This is a genomic window from Photobacterium swingsii (assembly GCF_024346715.1).
GTDB classification, from domain to species: domain Bacteria; phylum Pseudomonadota; class Gammaproteobacteria; order Enterobacterales; family Vibrionaceae; genus Photobacterium; species Photobacterium swingsii.
Window position 1 is genome coordinate 2,890,297 of sequence record NZ_AP024852.1, and the last position, 16,810, is coordinate 2,907,106.

A 16,810-nucleotide genomic window follows, 5' to 3' on the forward strand; every position below is an offset into this window, starting at 1 on the left:
CGAATAACACTGCACTACTCGTGCTAATTCCAGTCAAACGACAGCTGTTGAGCTTTAGTGCCGGTTTCTAGCCCAACACTTAAGCCTATCAAACGGATCTCTCGCCCTTGCTGACGCGTCAGCGCTTCTTGCAACAAGCCAACAAATTGGGCTTTATCCAGCTTCGCTTGAACATGCTCTACAGTCGTTTGTTGAAAATCAGCGAATTTTATCTTCACCCCTTGCTTAGCAATATTAAGTTCAGGTCGGACTTTCGCCAGTCGCTTCTCAAGTTCAGGATAGAGTTTTTCTATCACTTGCCAGCATTCTTGGTATTCACTGATATTGACCGAAAACGTACGCTCCACCCCAACCGATTTACGTTGTCGTTCAACAACTACTTCCCGTTCATCGATACCATGGGCACGCGACCACAGTGATTGACCAAACTTACCAAATTGCTGCAACAATAAATGGCGATCATAAGCCTGTACATCTTTGCCTGTATACATCCCTTTGTCATGGAGTTTTTGGATCGTCACCTTACCAACACCGGGGATCTTCTCTAACTTTAAATCAGCAACAAAATCTGGAATTTGATCTGGCGTAACCACAAATTGACCATTGGGTTTATTTAAATCCGATGCGACTTTAGCGATAAACTTTACAGGGGCGATCCCTGCTGAAGCGGTAAGGTGTAACTCTTGCTCGATTGCTCGGCGAATATCTTGTGCGATTAACGTCGCCGAGCCATGCATTAGCTCGCACTCTGTTACATCAAGGTAGGCTTCATCTAGTGAAAGAGGTTCAATTTTATCGGTATAGCGAGAGAATATTTCTCGTATGTGTTGAGACACTTCTTTGTAAACAGCCATCCGCCCAGGAACCAACGTCAAGTTTGGACACAGCTTCATCGCATGGCCAGTTGCCATAGCAGAGCGCACACCGTATTCACGGGCAAGGTAATTGCACGTACTGATCACCCCCCGTTGCTCTGAGCGACCGCCGATGGCAATCGGTATATCTCGCAGGCTAGGATCATCCCGCATTTCAACCGCTGCGTAAAAGCAATCCATATCAACATGAATGATTTTTCGTTGCCGTGTCTCTTGCACCTACAATTACCCGTTGCTGTGGCTAACGCTCTCGCCAGACCTGTTTATACATACAGTGCAATTATAAGGCGTTCCCACTAGAAGGGAAGTAAGAATGCCGACAAAGCTGTTCATAGACTGCACAACATAGACTCCACGCTTCCCTATCAGAACCAACATCGAATAGCCTGAGCATTCAGGCCACACGACAAGCCATACGAAACCATTGCGCAGAGCAAAATGATGCATTTCTTGTGAGCAACATCAGACTAAAGTGCTTTATCAGTTACATTGCGAATACGAACGGGCTTAAAATCGAGTCGATACATTTATAGAGCAAATATGAACAAGGAGTGTCTTTTGTGCCGTCGTATTCTGGTTGTTGAAGACAGTAAAACATTTCGTAATTTTCTTAAACAGCAACTTCAACAAGGTGGATTTACCCCAGTATTTGCGGCAAATGTCGAAGAAGCGCAGCTCCTCATTGCTCAAGACAATAACTTTCTCTGCGCGGTTCTAGATTACTGTTTACCCGATGGGCAAGACGGTGAAATCATCGATATTGTCTTAGGCTGCAATATAAAATCAGTGGTTCTTACGGCTCAATTTAGCCAAGCTATTCGCGAGAAGGTACTCGCTAAAGGGGTGTTAGATTACTTGCTTAAAGATAGCGCGGAGTCCGTTTCTTATTTAGTACCGCTACTTCAACGCCTCCAAGCCAATGACCAGCATAAAGTTCTCGTGGTCGACGATTCAACCGTCGTGCGCAATTACTTGGTCAATCTATTAGAACGACAAAATCTCACGACAGTCGAAGCTGAAAATGGCAATGACGCAATAATCCAACTCAGTAAGCATACTGACATATCTTTGATTATCACTGACAACGATATGCCAGAAAAAGACGGGATCACCCTCACCCGCGAAGTTCGCAAGCTTCATAGCCGTAATCAAATTGCGATCCTTGGGTTATCAGCCAGCAGTGATGATTCTATGACAGCACAATTTCTGAAAGCAGGGGCAAATGACTTTCTTTACAAACCCTTTAATCAAGAAGAATTTAACTGTCGCCTGCACCATATTCTGAATATGAAAGATACCGCCGACAAACTCTATCGTATGGCTAATCAAGATGCGTTAACCGGGCTGTGGAACCGCCGTTATTTCTTTAATCAACAATGTAAACCGCACTGTCATCAACCCAACATTGCCATGATGGATATCGACTTTTTCAAAAAGGTCAATGATACCTACGGTCATGATGGCGGCGATGCGGTGTTAGTACATATTAGTCAATTACTGCAACGACACTTTAAAGATGCCATTGTGGCACGCTTTGGTGGCGAAGAGTTTTGTATCCAACTCTGCGGCCCTTTTGACACCTTCCAACAACGGCTTGAACTGCTACGCCGTGATATTGAAGCTCAGCAAATCACCTACAAAAATGGCCATATTCAAGTCACTATGAGTGTTGGGGCTGTTTCTGCTAATGCGGATTGCTTTGATATTGACGGCTTGTTATCTATTGCCGACAAACGATTATATTGCGCCAAAGAAAACGGGCGAAACCAAGTGGTTTCAACTACACCCTGATCATATTAATGACACGTAATAAAAAAGCCTGAGTCAGACACTCAGGCTTTCGTTTTATTAGAGGAGTGATTAAAGAATCTGGTTCTTTTTCCACTCTTCTTGGCGAGCTTCACGCGCTTCACGTTTTTTACGTGCATCGCATGGCTCCGGACAATCACATTCTTTAGCAATGCCGATGCCATCAAGACCACCACAGCTACCACTAACCGTTTTACGCTGGAAAATGTAGCCTACAGCCATAGCTGCAATAACCAGTAGAAAAACCGCGAAGGTTGTTAAATATACCGCCATAACGCTTCTCTATTTTGTCTTCAGGTACGTTTTAAACGCATCTGTCATGAATTCTTTAAAGCCTTGTTCGGTTTTCACCACTAACAAAACAGGTAAATTTTCTGCTGTTGCTAATTCTATCGCTTTCTCTTCACCCATAACAGAGAATGCTGTTGCTAACGCATCGGCTGTCATACTTGACTCATGTAGCACGGTAACTGAAACCACATGGTTATCAATTGGTTTGCAGGTTTTTGGGTTGATTAAGTGCGAATAACGAACGCCATTTTCTTCAAAATAATTTCGGTAATCACCCGATGTTGCGACAGCCATATCACCAGGTTCAATAATTTCTTGAATAGCACGCGAACCATCATCGGTTGGTTTTTCCACCGCAATACGCCATGGCACGCCTTCAAGGTTCTTCCCTTTTAGGCTTAACTCACCGCCGATTTCTACAAGGTAATCAGCAACGTTGAGTTCATCGAAATAATCAGCAACTACATCGACACCAAAGCCTTTAGCGATTGACGATAAATCAACGTAAAGATCAGGAATGTCTTTCGTTAACGTATTCCCTTCCACACTTAAGTGGTGAATACCCACTATCTTTTTACGCTCGGCGATTTCAGCATCTGTTGGCGTATGCTCTGGTCGCGCTTCTGGGCCAAAGCTCCATAGGTTCACTACAGGTCCAACCGTAACATCCAATGCACCGTTGGTAAGTTTCGCTAGACGAATGGCTTCCTTAACGACTTTAGCAGTATCAGCAGAAACGGTAAAAGGGGTGCCGTCGGTGTGTTGATTAAATTGACTGAGCTCGGAATGCTTACGGTAAGTCGACATCTGATCGTTGACCAATTCAAGTCGACGATCGATTTCAGCCTGAATCGCCTCAGCATCAGGTAAGCCTTCCTGCTTAATCAACTTGATTGAATAATAAGTACCCATGGTTGAGCCATTAAGATGGATAAGCTCTCGTTTGTCACCACAGCCCGCTAAAGTAAGTACCATTACTACCAATACGATAGCTTGGCTTAACATCTTCTTCATTTAATCAACTCCAAAATGAAGGGGGGATTTTGTCTGTATAAACAGCAAAATTAACATTCTATCTGATGCTACTTGAATAAATCGGCCTGCGTTATGACATTATGCAGCGCAAACCAAGTGTACTGTCTTCAAGAATACAAATCTGGATAAGTAATTGGTCAGTGAATAACTAATTGTGATCAAGTACTTATGTAGATTGGTATAACTAGCGCCAAGATGAAAAAAGGCTGACCCTTAACGGGGTCAGCCAATTTATTGTGCTCGAAGGGCTAATTAGCCACCGAAGTCATCCAATAGGATGTTTTCGTCTTCTACACCAAGATCTTTAAGCATGCCAATAACAGCTGCGTTCATCATTGGTGGACCACACATGTAGTATTCACAATCTTCTGGTGCTTCGTGATCTTTCAAGTAGTTCTCGTAAATCACGTTGTGGATGAAGCCTGTGTAACCATCCCAGTTATCTTCTGGTAGTGGATCAGACAGCGCAACATGCCAATCGAAGTTTTCGTTATCTGCTGCAAGCGTATCAAAATCTTCAATGTAGAACATTTCACGCTTAGAGCGAGCACCGTACCAGTAAGTCATCTTACGCTTAGATTTAAGACGTAGAAGCTGGTCGAAGATGTGAGAACGCATAGGCGCCATACCGGCACCACCACCAATGAATACCATTTCATTGTCAGTATCTTTCGCGAAGAACTCACCGAATGGACCAGAGATAGTACAAGTGTCACCAGCCTTAAGTGACCAGATGTACGATGACATGATGCCAGGTGGTACGTCTGGGTTGTTTGGCGGCGGCGTTGCGATACGCACGTTAAGCTTAATCAGGCCTTTCTCTTCTGGGTATGACGCCATAGAGTAAGCACGGATTGAGTGCTCTTTCACTACTGACTCGTAACGGAACAGGTTAAACTTGTCCCAATCACCACGGTATTCCTCTGGAATATCGAAGTCAGCGTATTTGATGTGATGCGGTTCAGCTTCAATCTGAATGTAACCACCCGCACGGAAAGGCACTTCCTCACCTTCTGGGATTTTAAGCACTAGTTCTTTGATGAACGTTGCTTCGTTGTCATTCGAAAGAACTTCACATTCCCACTTCTTAACACCAAAGATTTCTTCTGGAAGCTCGATGTTCATATCAGATTTAACGTTAACCTGACATGCTAGACGTTCGCCTTCACGTGCTTCACCTTTTGTGATGTGGTCAAGTTCAGTCGGTAAGATGTCACCACCACCCGATTTCACTTTAACGCGACACTGACCACAAGAGCCACCGCCACCACAAGCAGAAGAAACGAAGATACCACTTGCTGAAAGAGCATTAAGTAGTTTACTACCGGCAGCGGTTGTAATCGCTTTTTCCGGATCGTTGTTTACTGAGATAGTAATGTCACCTGATGGTACTAGCTTAGATTTAGCGAAAAGAATCACTAAAACTAGAGCCAGGATAATCAGAGTGAACATGACTACGCCAAGAATAATATCCATTGACTATTCCTATTATCCTGATTACAGCTGTACGCCAGAGAAAGACATAAAGCCTAACGCCATAAGACCAACAGTGATGAATGTGATACCCAAACCACGTAGACCCGGAGGTACGTCTGAGTACTTCATCTTTTCACGAATACCCGCAAGGGCAACGATTGCAAGCATCCAACCTGTGCCTGAACCGAAACCGTAGACTACAGACTCAAGGAAGTTGTAGTCACGCTGTACCATGAAAGATACACCACCGAAGATTGCACAGTTAACTGTGATCAACGGAAGGAAAATACCAAGTGCGTTGTATAGCGGTGGGAAGAAGCGATCCAGAATCATTTCTAGAATCTGAACGAGCGCTGCAATAACACCGATGAACGTGATGAAGTTAAGGAAGCTTAAGTCCACACCTTCAACAATCGCACCGTCTTTCAGTAGTAGGTTGTAAACAAGGTTGTTCACAGGTACCGCAATCGTTAGTACAACGATTACCGCAACACCAAGACCAAAAGAGGTTTTAACTTTCTTAGATACCGCAAGGAATGTACACATACCTAAGAAGAACGAAAGTGCCATGTTCTCGATAAAAATCGAACGAACTAAAAGGCTTAGATAATGTTCCATGTTCCCCTTACTCCTTCGCTTCTACTTGTTCTGGACGAACAATACGGATTGCCCAGATCATGAAACCGATCAGGAAGAAAGCTGATGGTGCTAGTAGCATCATGCCGTTTGGTTGGTACCAACCGCCGTCAGATACTAGAGGTAGAACCTCGATACCAAATAGCTTGCCTGAACCTAGTAGTTCACGGAAGAAGCCAACAGTAATTAGTACGAAACCGTAACCAAGACCGTTACCAATACCATCGATAAGTGATGGTAGTGGTGCAGACTTCATTGCGTATGCTTCCGCACGACCCATTACGATACAGTTAGTAATGATCAGGCCAACGAATACAGAAAGCTGTTTAGAAATATCGTAAACAAATGCTTTTAGTACTTGGTCAACCAGGATTACTAGTGATGCAATGATCGCCATCTGCGCGATGATACGTACACTGTTAGGAATATGGTTACGAACTAACGATACGAAAAAGTTAGAAAATGCTGTAACGAAAGTTACCGCTAGCGTCATTACAAACGCTGTTTCTAGTTTCGTTGTTACCGCTAGTGCAGAACATACACCAAGGATCTGAAGCGCGATCGGGTTGTTGTCGATAAACGGCGCAAACAGAATCTTTTTCATTTCTTTAGAATCAGCCATTGTTCAGGCCTCCCTCACGAACCTTAGCTAGGAAAGGACCGAAGCCATTGTCGCCTAACCAGAAGTCGAAGGTGTGTTGTACACCATTACCAGTTAGCGTCGCACCAGAAAGGCCGTCAACACCGTGGATATCACCAGGCGTTGCACCACCTTTAACTACGCGAATAGCAGGTTGGTTGTTGTCATCAAACAGTTTCTTACCTTCAAACTGTGCACGCCAGTTCGGGTTTTCGATTTCACCACCCAATCCAGGCGTTTCACCCTGTTGGTAGTAAGTGATACCAGAAACAGTGTTACCGTCAGTTTCAACCGCTACGAACGCGTACATCATAGACCACAGACCGTTACCGTGTACCGGTAGAATCAGTTTCTCGATGTTGTCGTTAGCGTCTTTAACGAGGTAAACAGTTGCCACGTTTGCACGACGAATGATCTTAGCAAGATCTTGCTCAGCACTTAGCTTCACAGATTGCGCTGGATCTTTCGCAGCAGAACGTTGGTCGTACTGTGCAGCAGTTTGACCTGCTTCAGTTTGATCAACAAACTCGCCAGTGTTTAAGTCAACAAGCTTAGGCTCGATGAACTGACCGTATGCTTCTTGAATGTTTGCAGCACCGTCAAGCAGGCCAGCAACAGACAAGATGTTACGCTGAACATCTTCTACCGCATTTTTTTGCTGAAGAGGACGTAATGCAACAGCTGCAGTTGATACCACGATCGAGCAGACTAGGCTCAGCGCGACAACAACAATCAGCGTTTTTTTAATGCTATCGTTATTACTTGCCATGACGAGCTAGTCTCCGTTTGATATTGCCCTGAACAACTAGGTTGTCAAATAGAGGAGCGAATAGGTTCGCGAATAGAATCGCCAGCATCATACCTTCTGGGTACGCTGGGTTAACCACACGAATCATCACTGCCATCGCACCAATTAACGCGCCGTACCACCACTTACCTTTGTTAGTAAATGCTGCAGATACAGGGTCAGTCGCCATGAACATCATACCGAATGCAAAACCACCTAGAACTAGGTGCCAGTGCCATGGCATGCTGAACATTGCGTTAGTGTCAGAACCGATAATGTTAAACAGAGTCGCAGCTGCAACCATACCAATCATAGTACCCGCGATGATGCGCCATGAAGCAATGCCCATGTATACAATCATTGCGCCACCAAGGATGATAGCTAGCGTAGAAACTTCACCGATAGAACCAGGGATACGACCGATAAACGCGTCCATCCAAGTAATCGCTTCGCCTGTAACTGTGTTGATTACAGAAGCTTGACCACCGTTCGCCCATTGGCTAAGAGCAGTTGCGCCAGAGAAACCGTCAGCCGCAGTCCATACTAGATCACCAGAGATCTGAGCTGGGTATGCGAAGAACAGGAAGGCACGACCTGCAAGCGCAGGGTTAAGGAAGTTACGACCAGTACCACCAAAGATTTCTTTCGCAACAACAACACCAAAGGTAATACCTAGTGCAGCTTGCCAAAGTGGAAGTGTTGCTGGAACGATCAGTGCAAACAGGATAGACGTTACGAAGAAACCTTCGTTCACTTCGTGTTTACGCACCATACAGAAAAGTACTTCCCAGAAACCACCTACAGCAAATACCACTGCATAGATAGGTAGGAAGTAAGTCGCACCAAGTAGCATTTTGCTACCCCACCCAGCATCAGCTGTAAGGGTGCCGCCTAACATTTGTGTTAGCCAGTAGTGCCAATCACCTGCAAGTACAGTCGCTAGTTGCTCACCAACGTACATGTGGTTAAGTGCAGTGATTGCTTGGTGACCCGTGTTGTACATACCCCAGAACATTGCAGGGAAGACCGCGAACCATACCATGATCATGATACGCTTCAGGTCGATACTATCACGGACATGTGAACCAGTACGTGTCACTTGACCTGGTGTGTACATAAGAGTGGCGAATGCTTCGTAAAGCGCAAACCATTTCTCGTGCTTACCACCCGGTTCAAAGTGATGTTCAACATTTTCGAGGAAATTCTTGAGACCCATGAATTACCCTTCCTTCTCAATTTTGTCCAAGCACTCACGTAGCAATGGACCAAACTCATACTTACCTGGGCATACATACGTACATAGAGCCAGATCTTCTTCATCTAACTCAAGCGCACCCAGTAGTTGCGCGCTATCGCTATCACCAGCACAAAGGTCACGAAGTAACAGTGTTGGTTCGATGTCTAGTGGCATTACTTTTTCGTAGTTACCAATTGGCACCATTGAACGCTCACTACCGTTAGTCGTCGTTGTCATGTTGAACAACTGACCTGGGAAGAATTGGCTCAAGAACGAACGCGTTACAGAGAATTTGTTTTTACCTGGTGCGATCCAGCCCATGAATTCTTTTTCATAGCCTTCACGAAGTGCCGTTACTTGAAGGTGGTAACGACCAAGGTATGCATGTGGACCAACCGCTTTCGTTGCATTCAGAACAGAGCCTGAAAGCACACGGATTTGACCTGGCATCATCTCAGCATCAGTGATTTGCTCGATAGCAGCACCGATTTGAGTACGCACAAGACGTGGGTTGTTCACAACAGGACCACCAAGGGCAATAACGCGATCTGTGTATAGCTCACCCGTTAGGAAAAGCTGACCGAACGCAATAACGTCTTGGTAATTGATGTGCCACGCAACATTTGCTGCATCTGCACCAAATAGTTTGTGGATGTGAGTACCAACAAGGCCTGATGGGTGCGGGCCGTTGAATACGTGCTCTTCAACATTTGCTTCAGAACTACGTGGTAGGCTCGAACCTGCTTTACAAACCAGAACTTTGCCGCTTGTTAAGCGAGAAAGTAGCGTTAGACCAGCAACAAACGCATCGCTTTGTTCGTTGATGATTAGCTCAGGGTTTGCAGCTAGCGGGTTGGTATCAATAGCAGTAACAAAGATAGCCTTTGTTTCTGCATCAATAGCAGGCACTTTGCTAAATGGACGGGTACGAAGCGCTGTCCACATGCCAGATTCTACTAATTGCTCAACAACAACAGCACGATCAAGCTGTGCTAGTTGGTCAGCCTTGTAGCTGTTAAATGTGATTTGCTCGTTGCCTTCTACATCGATAACAACCGACTGTAAAACACGCTTAGCACCACGATTGATTTCAGTAACCTTACCAGCGGCCGGAGCAGTGAATTTAACGCCTGGGTTCTTCTTATCTTCAAAAAGAACCTGACCTTTCTTCACTACATCCCCTACGCGAGTATGCATTGTAGGACGCATACCAACATATTCTTCGCCAAGCAAGGCAACACGTGTGATGGCATTGCCATCATTTATCGCCTGGGTAGGAGTCCCTGAAATTGGGATATCCAGACCCTTTTTTATTGTAATCATACGCACTTGCACTACATTAACGGGAAAAAGAAATTTTCTATTGCGCAATTAAGACACGACTTTCCATCGTCCGAAGCCGGCTTCATATCCTACACCGACACCGCAACATCCTATTAACCACCTCATCACAAATTATTGTGATAGGCTTTTTTCAAGCCCGCGATTCTATCATTAAACATACGGTTTTTACTATGTTAATCCGTACTGATCGGGGCGAAAATCGGCAATGAATGAGATGACAATACTTTCAGTAGCGAATAAATTTGAACTAATGCACAATTCGAACTGATAGTGCTTTTGTACATCTCATTTGCAGTTGAGGCCAAACGCCTACAACAACCAAACAAGTTTTAAACACCTGCAACATGTGCTCAGCAATCGGCACGAGCAAATGTGTCTCACTTTTTACAAAATGTTAATCGATATTCACATCTGCGTTATCTGTTACCCTGCCATACTCACGCACAGCGATTAAAAACCCGTGATACGATGCATAGATTTTCTTAATACTTGGGTCTTGTTGGCTCAGTTCCTGCAGCAATTGATTATTGATTGTTTTTAAGTGCATCAGAACAGGTTCAGGGAAGGCTTTTAACTTTACATCATGCTCATTGAGCAACACGCTGAGAGCGTTAACATTTTTGACCGTGTATTCATCCAGCATATTCTGGCTTGTCGCACGGGCGGCCGTTTCAACAATGGCTTTTAATTCGTCAGGAAGTGCCTGAAAAGCATCTTTGTTGATTAAAAACTCCATATTCGTGCTTGGCTCGTGCCAAGCAGGGTAATAGTAATAACGAGCCGCATTATGTAATCCAAAGGCAAGGTCATTAAAAGGCCCGACCCACTCTGTCGCATCAATGGCTCCCGTTTCTAGCGCCGTAAAGAGTTCACCGCCTGGCAAGCTAACGGGGATGCCACCAGCGCGCTTCAATACCTCGGCACCATACCCGGGTAAACGCATTTTCAGCCCTTTTAGATCACTGACATCTTTAACCGCAGTATTGAACCAGCCTCCCATTTGAGTACCTGTATTACCGCCAGCCATAGGAATCACACCGTAAGGGGCATATAACTCCTGCCACAATGCTAATCCACCACCATAGTGTAGCCACGCATTCATTTCTTGCGCTGTCATCCCAAAAGGAACCGCAGCAAAAAAAGGCGCAGCCGGGATTTTATCTTCCCAATAATAAGCTGCTGAATGTCCCATTTGCGCGGTACCTTTAGATACCGCATTAAAAACTTCAAAACTCGGTACTAACTCGCCTGCACCGTATACTTTTACGACCATTTTACCTGCGCTTAAGCGTGCAACTTGCTCGGCGAAATATTCAGGAGCAAAGCCTAAACCAGGAAACCCCTTGGGCCATGATGTCACTAACTTCCATTCAACAAGCGGTTCTTCGACCGTGCTATCAGAGGACACCTCACGATTACATGCACTTAAAATGAAAACCGTCGTCGTTATCAGTACTAGGCAAAAAAAACGCTTTATCATTCAATCTTCCTTGTATCGCACTTTTTATAATTATCGAGACGAGAGAGCTTGCTGCGCTACCCGCTCAGTATAGTCAGTGAATGATGATTCGGTTTTGATGATAGAAGATGTTTCATTGCAATAATGCTTTGCGCATCAAAGATCCCTCTCTTTAAGACAAAAGGATTAGCTATCTTTCGTTCAAATTGAGGTGTAGCGCGCAAAAAAGCATCAAGAAAAACATGATGTTTCATTGTTATGGAAGATAAGGAGGGAAAAACAGAAAGCCATCGATGGTAAAGACACAATCAGCCACTAACAGTAGCTGATTTATGTTCTTTCATTTTCTAATCCAGTACCAATTAACGGTATCTGTATTATTTGCCACCACCCTGACAAGCGGGTGAAAGAGGGGCGCCGTCCATCATGTTTTTCCACTCAAGATCGGTATAGGTATGCATAGCCAAAGCATGAATGTGATTCGCTAATTCATCAGCGAGTACGCTATTAACGGCACGATGACGCGCAATCAAGCGTTTACCTTCAAATTCAGCACATACAATCACGACTTTGAAGTGACTTTCAGAACCTGCAGGTACATTGTGCATGTAGCTCTCATTCACTACATCAAGGTGTGTAGGTGAAAATGCGTGTTCTAGTTTTTCAATAATACGTTCTTGCAACATGTCAATCACCGAAAGGGGCTACGAGCTGAAAAATCTATGTGACGCATCCCGAAGGTTTTGCGACAATAGTAGTAATTCGTAAACATACCTGAAAGTTATCCGTAATGAAACCAGCGCTAACTCTGCTTGATCGTACCTTGCACCTTGCCCGCTATCCGCAACGTAAAAACGAAACCCTGCAAGCATGGGATGCCGCAGATGAATATCTGATCAACCACTCCCACGACATGGTGCTTGATCCTCAGCGACCGATCTTAATATTCAATGATAGTTTCGGGGCTTTAAGTTGTTGGTTCGCAGAAAAAGGCCCAGTGACTAGCGTCAGTGATTCTTACATTGCTCAACAAGGTTGTCGCCAAAACTTAGCGGCAAATGCATTACCTGACGTTACACAGTTCGATTGCTTAGCAGAATTACCTGCCAACCCGCAGTTAGTGCTGATTAAGCTTCCTAAAAACAATCGTCTTCTTACTTGGCAGCTTCAGCAGTTGTGCCACCTAGTCCCTGATGATTGCATCATCATAGGTGCAGGGAAAGCGAAAGAAATCCATACCTCCACCTTAAAACTGTGTGAAAAGTATCTGGGTGAAACTAAAACATCACTTGCGGTTAAAAAAGCACGTTTGGTCTTTATTAAGGCAGATAAAACACTCGCTAAACCTATGCCAGCACCCAAAACATGGGATGTCCCTGAGCATGGCCTCACATTGACCAACCACGCTAATGTCTTTTCAGGTGAAAGCTTGGATATCGGCGGACGTTTCCTACTCGAACATATCCCGCAAAACCCAAGCCTTAACAATATTATCGACCTAGGTTGTGGCAATGGTGTGATCAGTCTAAAAGCGGCACAACTAAACCCGCAGGCAAAAATAACCAGCGTCGATGAAAGTTACATGGCGGTGGCATCTTGCCAAGAAAATGCAAAGTTAAACCTTGATAACCCAGAACAAATTCATGCTATCGTCAACAACTGTTTAGACGGTTTGGAAGCTGACTGGGCAGATCTGGTGTTGTGTAACCCACCTTTCCATCAGCAAAACGCTATCACAGACCATATTGCTTGGCAGATGTTCTGTGACGCACAGCAAGTTCTTCGCCCTCGTGGACAGTTAATCGTCATTGGTAACCGTCAACTGGGATACGATGAAAAAATGAAACGCATATTTGGCAACGTTAAAAAGATTGCGCAAAATAGCAAATTTATAATTTACCTATCTGGCAAATAACCAGAACAACAATCATTTATGATTTGCCTACGTACTTATGTGTCTCTGTATCTCTCAGTACCAAGGTGTCATGGCAGTCGATACTTCAGCTAAGGATAAGAAAATGAAGAAGTTTTTATTAGTGGCATCTGTTCTTGCGCTATCAGCATGTTCCGCACCACAAGCACCGCAACTTACACTGGCACCTACGCCTGTCATTGCGACTCAGGCAAGTGTTAATGGCACGCACGTCAACCTAACTAGCCAAGACTTGCGTCCAGCTCAATTTATTGCCGTGGTTGATACGGGTCGCCAAAATGTGGAACCGATCCACGCTTCTCAAAACCTACGTGTCACTCTAGAAGATGCGCTTGCTCGTCAGCTCACAGCGCAAGGCTATAAACTTGATAAAAACAGTAAAGGTACGCTGCGCCTTGATATTCTAGAAGCCATGGTAAACGTTAAACACAGCGTAATGAGCCACGAATTAAGCACCAAGCTACAACTACAATTAGTGGTAGATTCGCCTAAAGGTAAATTCGTAAAACGTTACGCAGGCAAATCAGATAAAACAGGTGCAATGAGCGCATCGACAGAAGACATGGAACTAGCACTGAACAACCTAATGACTGCTGTGCTTAACGATATTTATGCCGATGCTGAACTAAATAATTACATGCAGGAAAACCTATAATGCGCAAGTTTTTTGCGGCCTTAACCATTATGGCTTCGGCTACAGTCTCTTTGTCCATACACGCAGCAACACAAGTCGAAGTAAGCACTAACCTTGGTGATTTTACGATTCAACTTGATGAGCAAAAAGCACCAGTAAGTAGCAAAAACTTCCTACGCTACGTTGAAGACGGTAGCTATGAAGGTACTATTTTCCACCGTGTCATCCCTGGGTTTATGGCACAAGGAGGCGGTTTTGATGAAGATTTAACTCGTCGCCCATCGTACGAGCCTATCAAGAATGAGGCAACCAATGGCCTCAAGAATGATCGAGCGACTGTCGCGATGGCACGTACCCAAGATCCAAATTCTGCCACACGCCAGTTTTACATTAATTACCAAAATAACGGCTTCTTGAATGCCAATGGTAATCAAGCTGGCTATGCCGTATTCGGTAAAGTTGTGAAGGGCTTCGCAGTAATTGAAAAAATGGCCACAATTCCTACCACGACTATCCGTTCGATGGGTATGAAAGATGTGCCGCAACAACCTATAGTTATTAAGACAATTAAAACTATTAATAACTAAGTGACGATCACCAGAGTGTGATCCGACACTCTGGTGACTTTATGCTTACATTAATTTCTGATAACAGCCTTTCGCACGACGCCATTACCCAAGCCGTGCATACTCATGTGGAAGAGTTTGCCCCTGCCCTTGCGCTTACCACATTAAACACCATCCATGGCCGAACCTGCTTCTCTTCGCTAGAAGCAATATGCACCGAACACCTACATGAGTGGTGGGGACTTGCAATTACAACCGGGCAACCTGATAACCGCTACGAATCAACCTATTGGTATTTACTCCATCTACTCGAAGCCATCGAAGAACATCAACTTTTAGGAAATATGTTTGTCCAACACAAGGTAATCAGTTGCGCAAACTATCTACTAGGACTAGGCCCTGCCCCCGAAAACACGCATGGAGCTAGGCCATAGCATCATTTAACGCAAAAATAACCGTTACATCCTTGCTTTACTGCCTTAATTCACAATAGATTACCTCTATAACACTAGATTGACTGCACTAGTGTTCAAAGCAAACACGCTGATCATTCATTGGACTCGATTGGCAGAGAATCTATTCGTCATTGAGGTAACCATGGATCAATCGTTAGAAAACAGTGCAAAACTAGGGTGGCGAGTATACCTAGAGCGTAAAGTGCTGATCATGCTGGCGCTGGGGTTCTCGTCTGGCCTCCCTATTTTGCTTGTTTTCGGAACGCTATCGTTTTGGCTACGCGAAGCCGAAGTTAGCCGCACCGACATTGGCTTCTTTAGCTGGGTGGCATTAGCCTATGGTTTCAAGTGGATCTGGTCTCCCTTGATCGACCGCTTCCCTATCCCTTTATTTTCACACCTATTGGGCCGCCGTCGAGGTTGGATGGTTTTCTCACAGTTGCTTATCATTGCCTCATTGTGTGGCATGGCAATCAGTAACCCACAGGTGGATCTGATTCAGTTAGCCATTTTTGCTGTCATCGTGGCTTTTGCTTCCGCTTCGCAAGACATTGTTATCGATGCTTATCGTATTGAGTTAGCAACAGAGCGCTTGCAAGCCGCGTTAGCTGCAGCCTATATGACAGGCTATCGTTTAGCCATGATCATGGCAGGTGCTGGTGCATTAGCCTTTGCTGCTTGGTTTGGCTCTGACACCTTATACGATGTCACAGGCTGGAAAATGGCCTACTTCATTATGGCTGGCTTTATGCTAGTGGGCTTAATCACAGCCCTTTGTATTAAAGAACCAACCATAGATTCAAGCCAAATCGACAATATTGAAAAAGAATTCCGCTTATCTTTACTCGATAAAGGGATGAATCCAGTCACTGCAAAAGGCGTTGCTTGGTTCTATACAGCTGCCATTATGCCATTCAAGGACTTTTTCTCGCGCTATGGTCGTCACGCCTTATTAATTTTAGTATTGATTGGTTGCTACCGTATTTCTGATGTCGTAATGGGAGTCATGGCCAATGCATTTTACGTTGATATGGGCTTTACCAAAACTCAAGTGGCTTCCGTATCTAAAATATACGGCGTTATTATGACATTAGCGGGTGCTGGACTTGGCGGGATCATGGTAAGTAAATACGGTACCATGCGTATTTTAGCTTTAGGTGCAGTGCTTTCTGCATGTACCAACTTGCTCTTTGTTGCTTTCACTTATATGGGAAACAGCATACCTATGCTCACTGCCGTTATCTCACTCGATAACCTGAGTGCGGGTATCGCAACAGCAGCTTTCATTACCTATATGTCGAGCCTGACTAACGTCGCTTTTTCAGCGACGCAATATGCGCTATTTAGCTCGATCATGTTGCTCTTTCCTAAGTTTATAGCCGGATTTTCTGGTGTATACGTTGATAACTTCGGCTATAACACCTTTTTCTTTACTACAGCTTTAATTGGTTTACCTGTACTTGTGCTTATTTATTTAGTGAATAATGGGCAAAATAGCGCACATCACTGCAATTAAATGCCACCAAATACGGACGTTAATGACTGATTAGTTGGACCATGCACAATTGCACTTTTTTGCCTGCACACCAGCTCTAGCAATAGATTAATAAAAATAGACATCAACAAGGTGCTC

Annotated in this window: 17 protein-coding genes; 6 read left to right on the top strand and 11 right to left on the bottom strand. The window is 44.5% G+C overall.

The features are described 5' to 3' along the window. Window positions 1-23: 23 nt before the first annotated feature. The gene (dinB, locus tag OCU77_RS13110) at window positions 24-1,055 is read right to left on the bottom strand and encodes a DNA polymerase IV (protein WP_048898228.1); all 1,032 of its coding nucleotides are present in this window, start codon (window positions 1,053-1,055) and stop codon (window positions 24-26) included. 378 nt (window positions 1,056-1,433) lie between these two features. Between dinB and OCU77_RS13115 the strand changes: the two genes are divergently transcribed. Then, a complete protein-coding gene (locus OCU77_RS13115) occupies window positions 1,434-2,666 on the top strand; it encodes a response regulator (protein WP_107302759.1) in 1,233 nt (410 codons plus the stop codon). A gap of 69 nt (window positions 2,667-2,735) precedes the next feature. On the opposite strand, the gene nqrM is transcribed toward OCU77_RS13115, so the two are convergent. The 10 genes from nqrM to bolA form a co-directional block, all read right to left on the bottom strand. Further along, the gene (nqrM, locus tag OCU77_RS13120) at window positions 2,736-2,957 is read right to left on the bottom strand and encodes a (Na+)-NQR maturation NqrM (protein ID WP_048898162.1); all 222 of its coding nucleotides are present in this window, start codon (window positions 2,955-2,957) and stop codon (window positions 2,736-2,738) included. 9 nt (window positions 2,958-2,966) lie between these two features. Continuing rightward, on the bottom strand, window positions 2,967-3,989 hold the full coding sequence (locus tag OCU77_RS13125; RefSeq protein WP_048898161.1) for an FAD:protein FMN transferase: 1,023 nt from the start codon (window positions 3,987-3,989) through the stop codon (window positions 2,967-2,969). Between the two features lie 273 nt (window positions 3,990-4,262). Beyond that, entirely contained in the window at window positions 4,263-5,486 is a 1,224-nt protein-coding gene (gene nqrF / locus OCU77_RS13130; RefSeq protein WP_048898160.1) for an NADH:ubiquinone reductase (Na(+)-transporting) subunit F, read from the bottom strand. 21 nt (window positions 5,487-5,507) lie between these two features. Then, a complete protein-coding gene (gene nqrE, locus OCU77_RS13135) occupies window positions 5,508-6,104 on the bottom strand; it encodes an NADH:ubiquinone reductase (Na(+)-transporting) subunit E (protein WP_048898159.1) in 597 nt (198 codons plus the stop codon). A 7-nt stretch (window positions 6,105-6,111) separates the two neighbouring features. Next, on the bottom strand, window positions 6,112-6,744 hold the full coding sequence (locus tag OCU77_RS13140) for an NADH:ubiquinone reductase (Na(+)-transporting) subunit D (protein WP_107302760.1): 633 nt from the start codon (window positions 6,742-6,744) through the stop codon (window positions 6,112-6,114). After that, a complete protein-coding gene (locus tag OCU77_RS13145) occupies window positions 6,737-7,531 on the bottom strand; it encodes a Na(+)-translocating NADH-quinone reductase subunit C (protein ID WP_107302761.1) in 795 nt (264 codons plus the stop codon). The genes OCU77_RS13140 and OCU77_RS13145 overlap by 8 nt, the downstream gene beginning before the upstream one ends. Continuing rightward, the gene (locus OCU77_RS13150) at window positions 7,521-8,765 is read right to left on the bottom strand and encodes an NADH:ubiquinone reductase (Na(+)-transporting) subunit B (protein ID WP_048898158.1); all 1,245 of its coding nucleotides are present in this window, start codon (window positions 8,763-8,765) and stop codon (window positions 7,521-7,523) included. The genes OCU77_RS13145 and OCU77_RS13150 overlap by 11 nt, the downstream gene beginning before the upstream one ends. Before the next feature lie 3 nt (window positions 8,766-8,768). After that, window positions 8,769-10,109, bottom strand: a complete 1,341-nt coding sequence (locus OCU77_RS13155; RefSeq protein WP_048898227.1) for a Na(+)-translocating NADH-quinone reductase subunit A — start codon at window positions 10,107-10,109, stop codon at window positions 8,769-8,771. A 415-nt stretch (window positions 10,110-10,524) separates the two neighbouring features. Beyond that, window positions 10,525-11,610, bottom strand: a complete 1,086-nt coding sequence (locus OCU77_RS13160; protein WP_048898157.1) for a TRAP transporter substrate-binding protein — start codon at window positions 11,608-11,610, stop codon at window positions 10,525-10,527. A 356-nt stretch (window positions 11,611-11,966) separates the two neighbouring features. Next, window positions 11,967-12,275: a transcriptional regulator BolA gene (gene bolA / locus OCU77_RS13165; RefSeq protein ID WP_048898156.1), complete on the bottom strand. Its 309-nt coding sequence runs from the start codon at window positions 12,273-12,275 to the stop codon at window positions 11,967-11,969. Between the two features lie 104 nt (window positions 12,276-12,379). On the opposite strand from bolA, the gene OCU77_RS13170 reads away from it, so the two are divergent. From OCU77_RS13170 to OCU77_RS13190, 5 genes are all read left to right on the top strand, one after another. After that, window positions 12,380-13,504, top strand: coding sequence for a methyltransferase (locus OCU77_RS13170; protein WP_048898155.1), 1,125 nt, complete (start codon window positions 12,380-12,382; stop codon window positions 13,502-13,504). A 103-nt stretch (window positions 13,505-13,607) separates the two neighbouring features. Further along, window positions 13,608-14,177 carry a YajG family lipoprotein gene (locus OCU77_RS13175; protein WP_048898154.1) on the top strand — a complete coding sequence of 190 codons (570 nt, stop codon included), beginning with the start codon at window positions 13,608-13,610 and terminating at the stop codon, window positions 14,175-14,177. Then, window positions 14,177-14,743 carry a peptidylprolyl isomerase gene (locus tag OCU77_RS13180; RefSeq protein WP_107302762.1) on the top strand — a complete coding sequence of 189 codons (567 nt, stop codon included), beginning with the start codon at window positions 14,177-14,179 and terminating at the stop codon, window positions 14,741-14,743. Before OCU77_RS13175 ends, OCU77_RS13180 begins: the two co-directional genes overlap by 1 nt. 17 nt (window positions 14,744-14,760) lie before the next feature. Next, window positions 14,761-15,156: a hypothetical protein gene (locus OCU77_RS13185; protein WP_239685902.1), complete on the top strand. Its 396-nt coding sequence runs from the start codon at window positions 14,761-14,763 to the stop codon at window positions 15,154-15,156. Between the two features lie 163 nt (window positions 15,157-15,319). Further along, the gene (locus OCU77_RS13190; RefSeq protein WP_107302763.1) at window positions 15,320-16,693 is read left to right on the top strand and encodes an AmpG family muropeptide MFS transporter; all 1,374 of its coding nucleotides are present in this window, start codon (window positions 15,320-15,322) and stop codon (window positions 16,691-16,693) included. The last annotated feature ends 117 nt before the right edge of the window (window positions 16,694-16,810 follow it).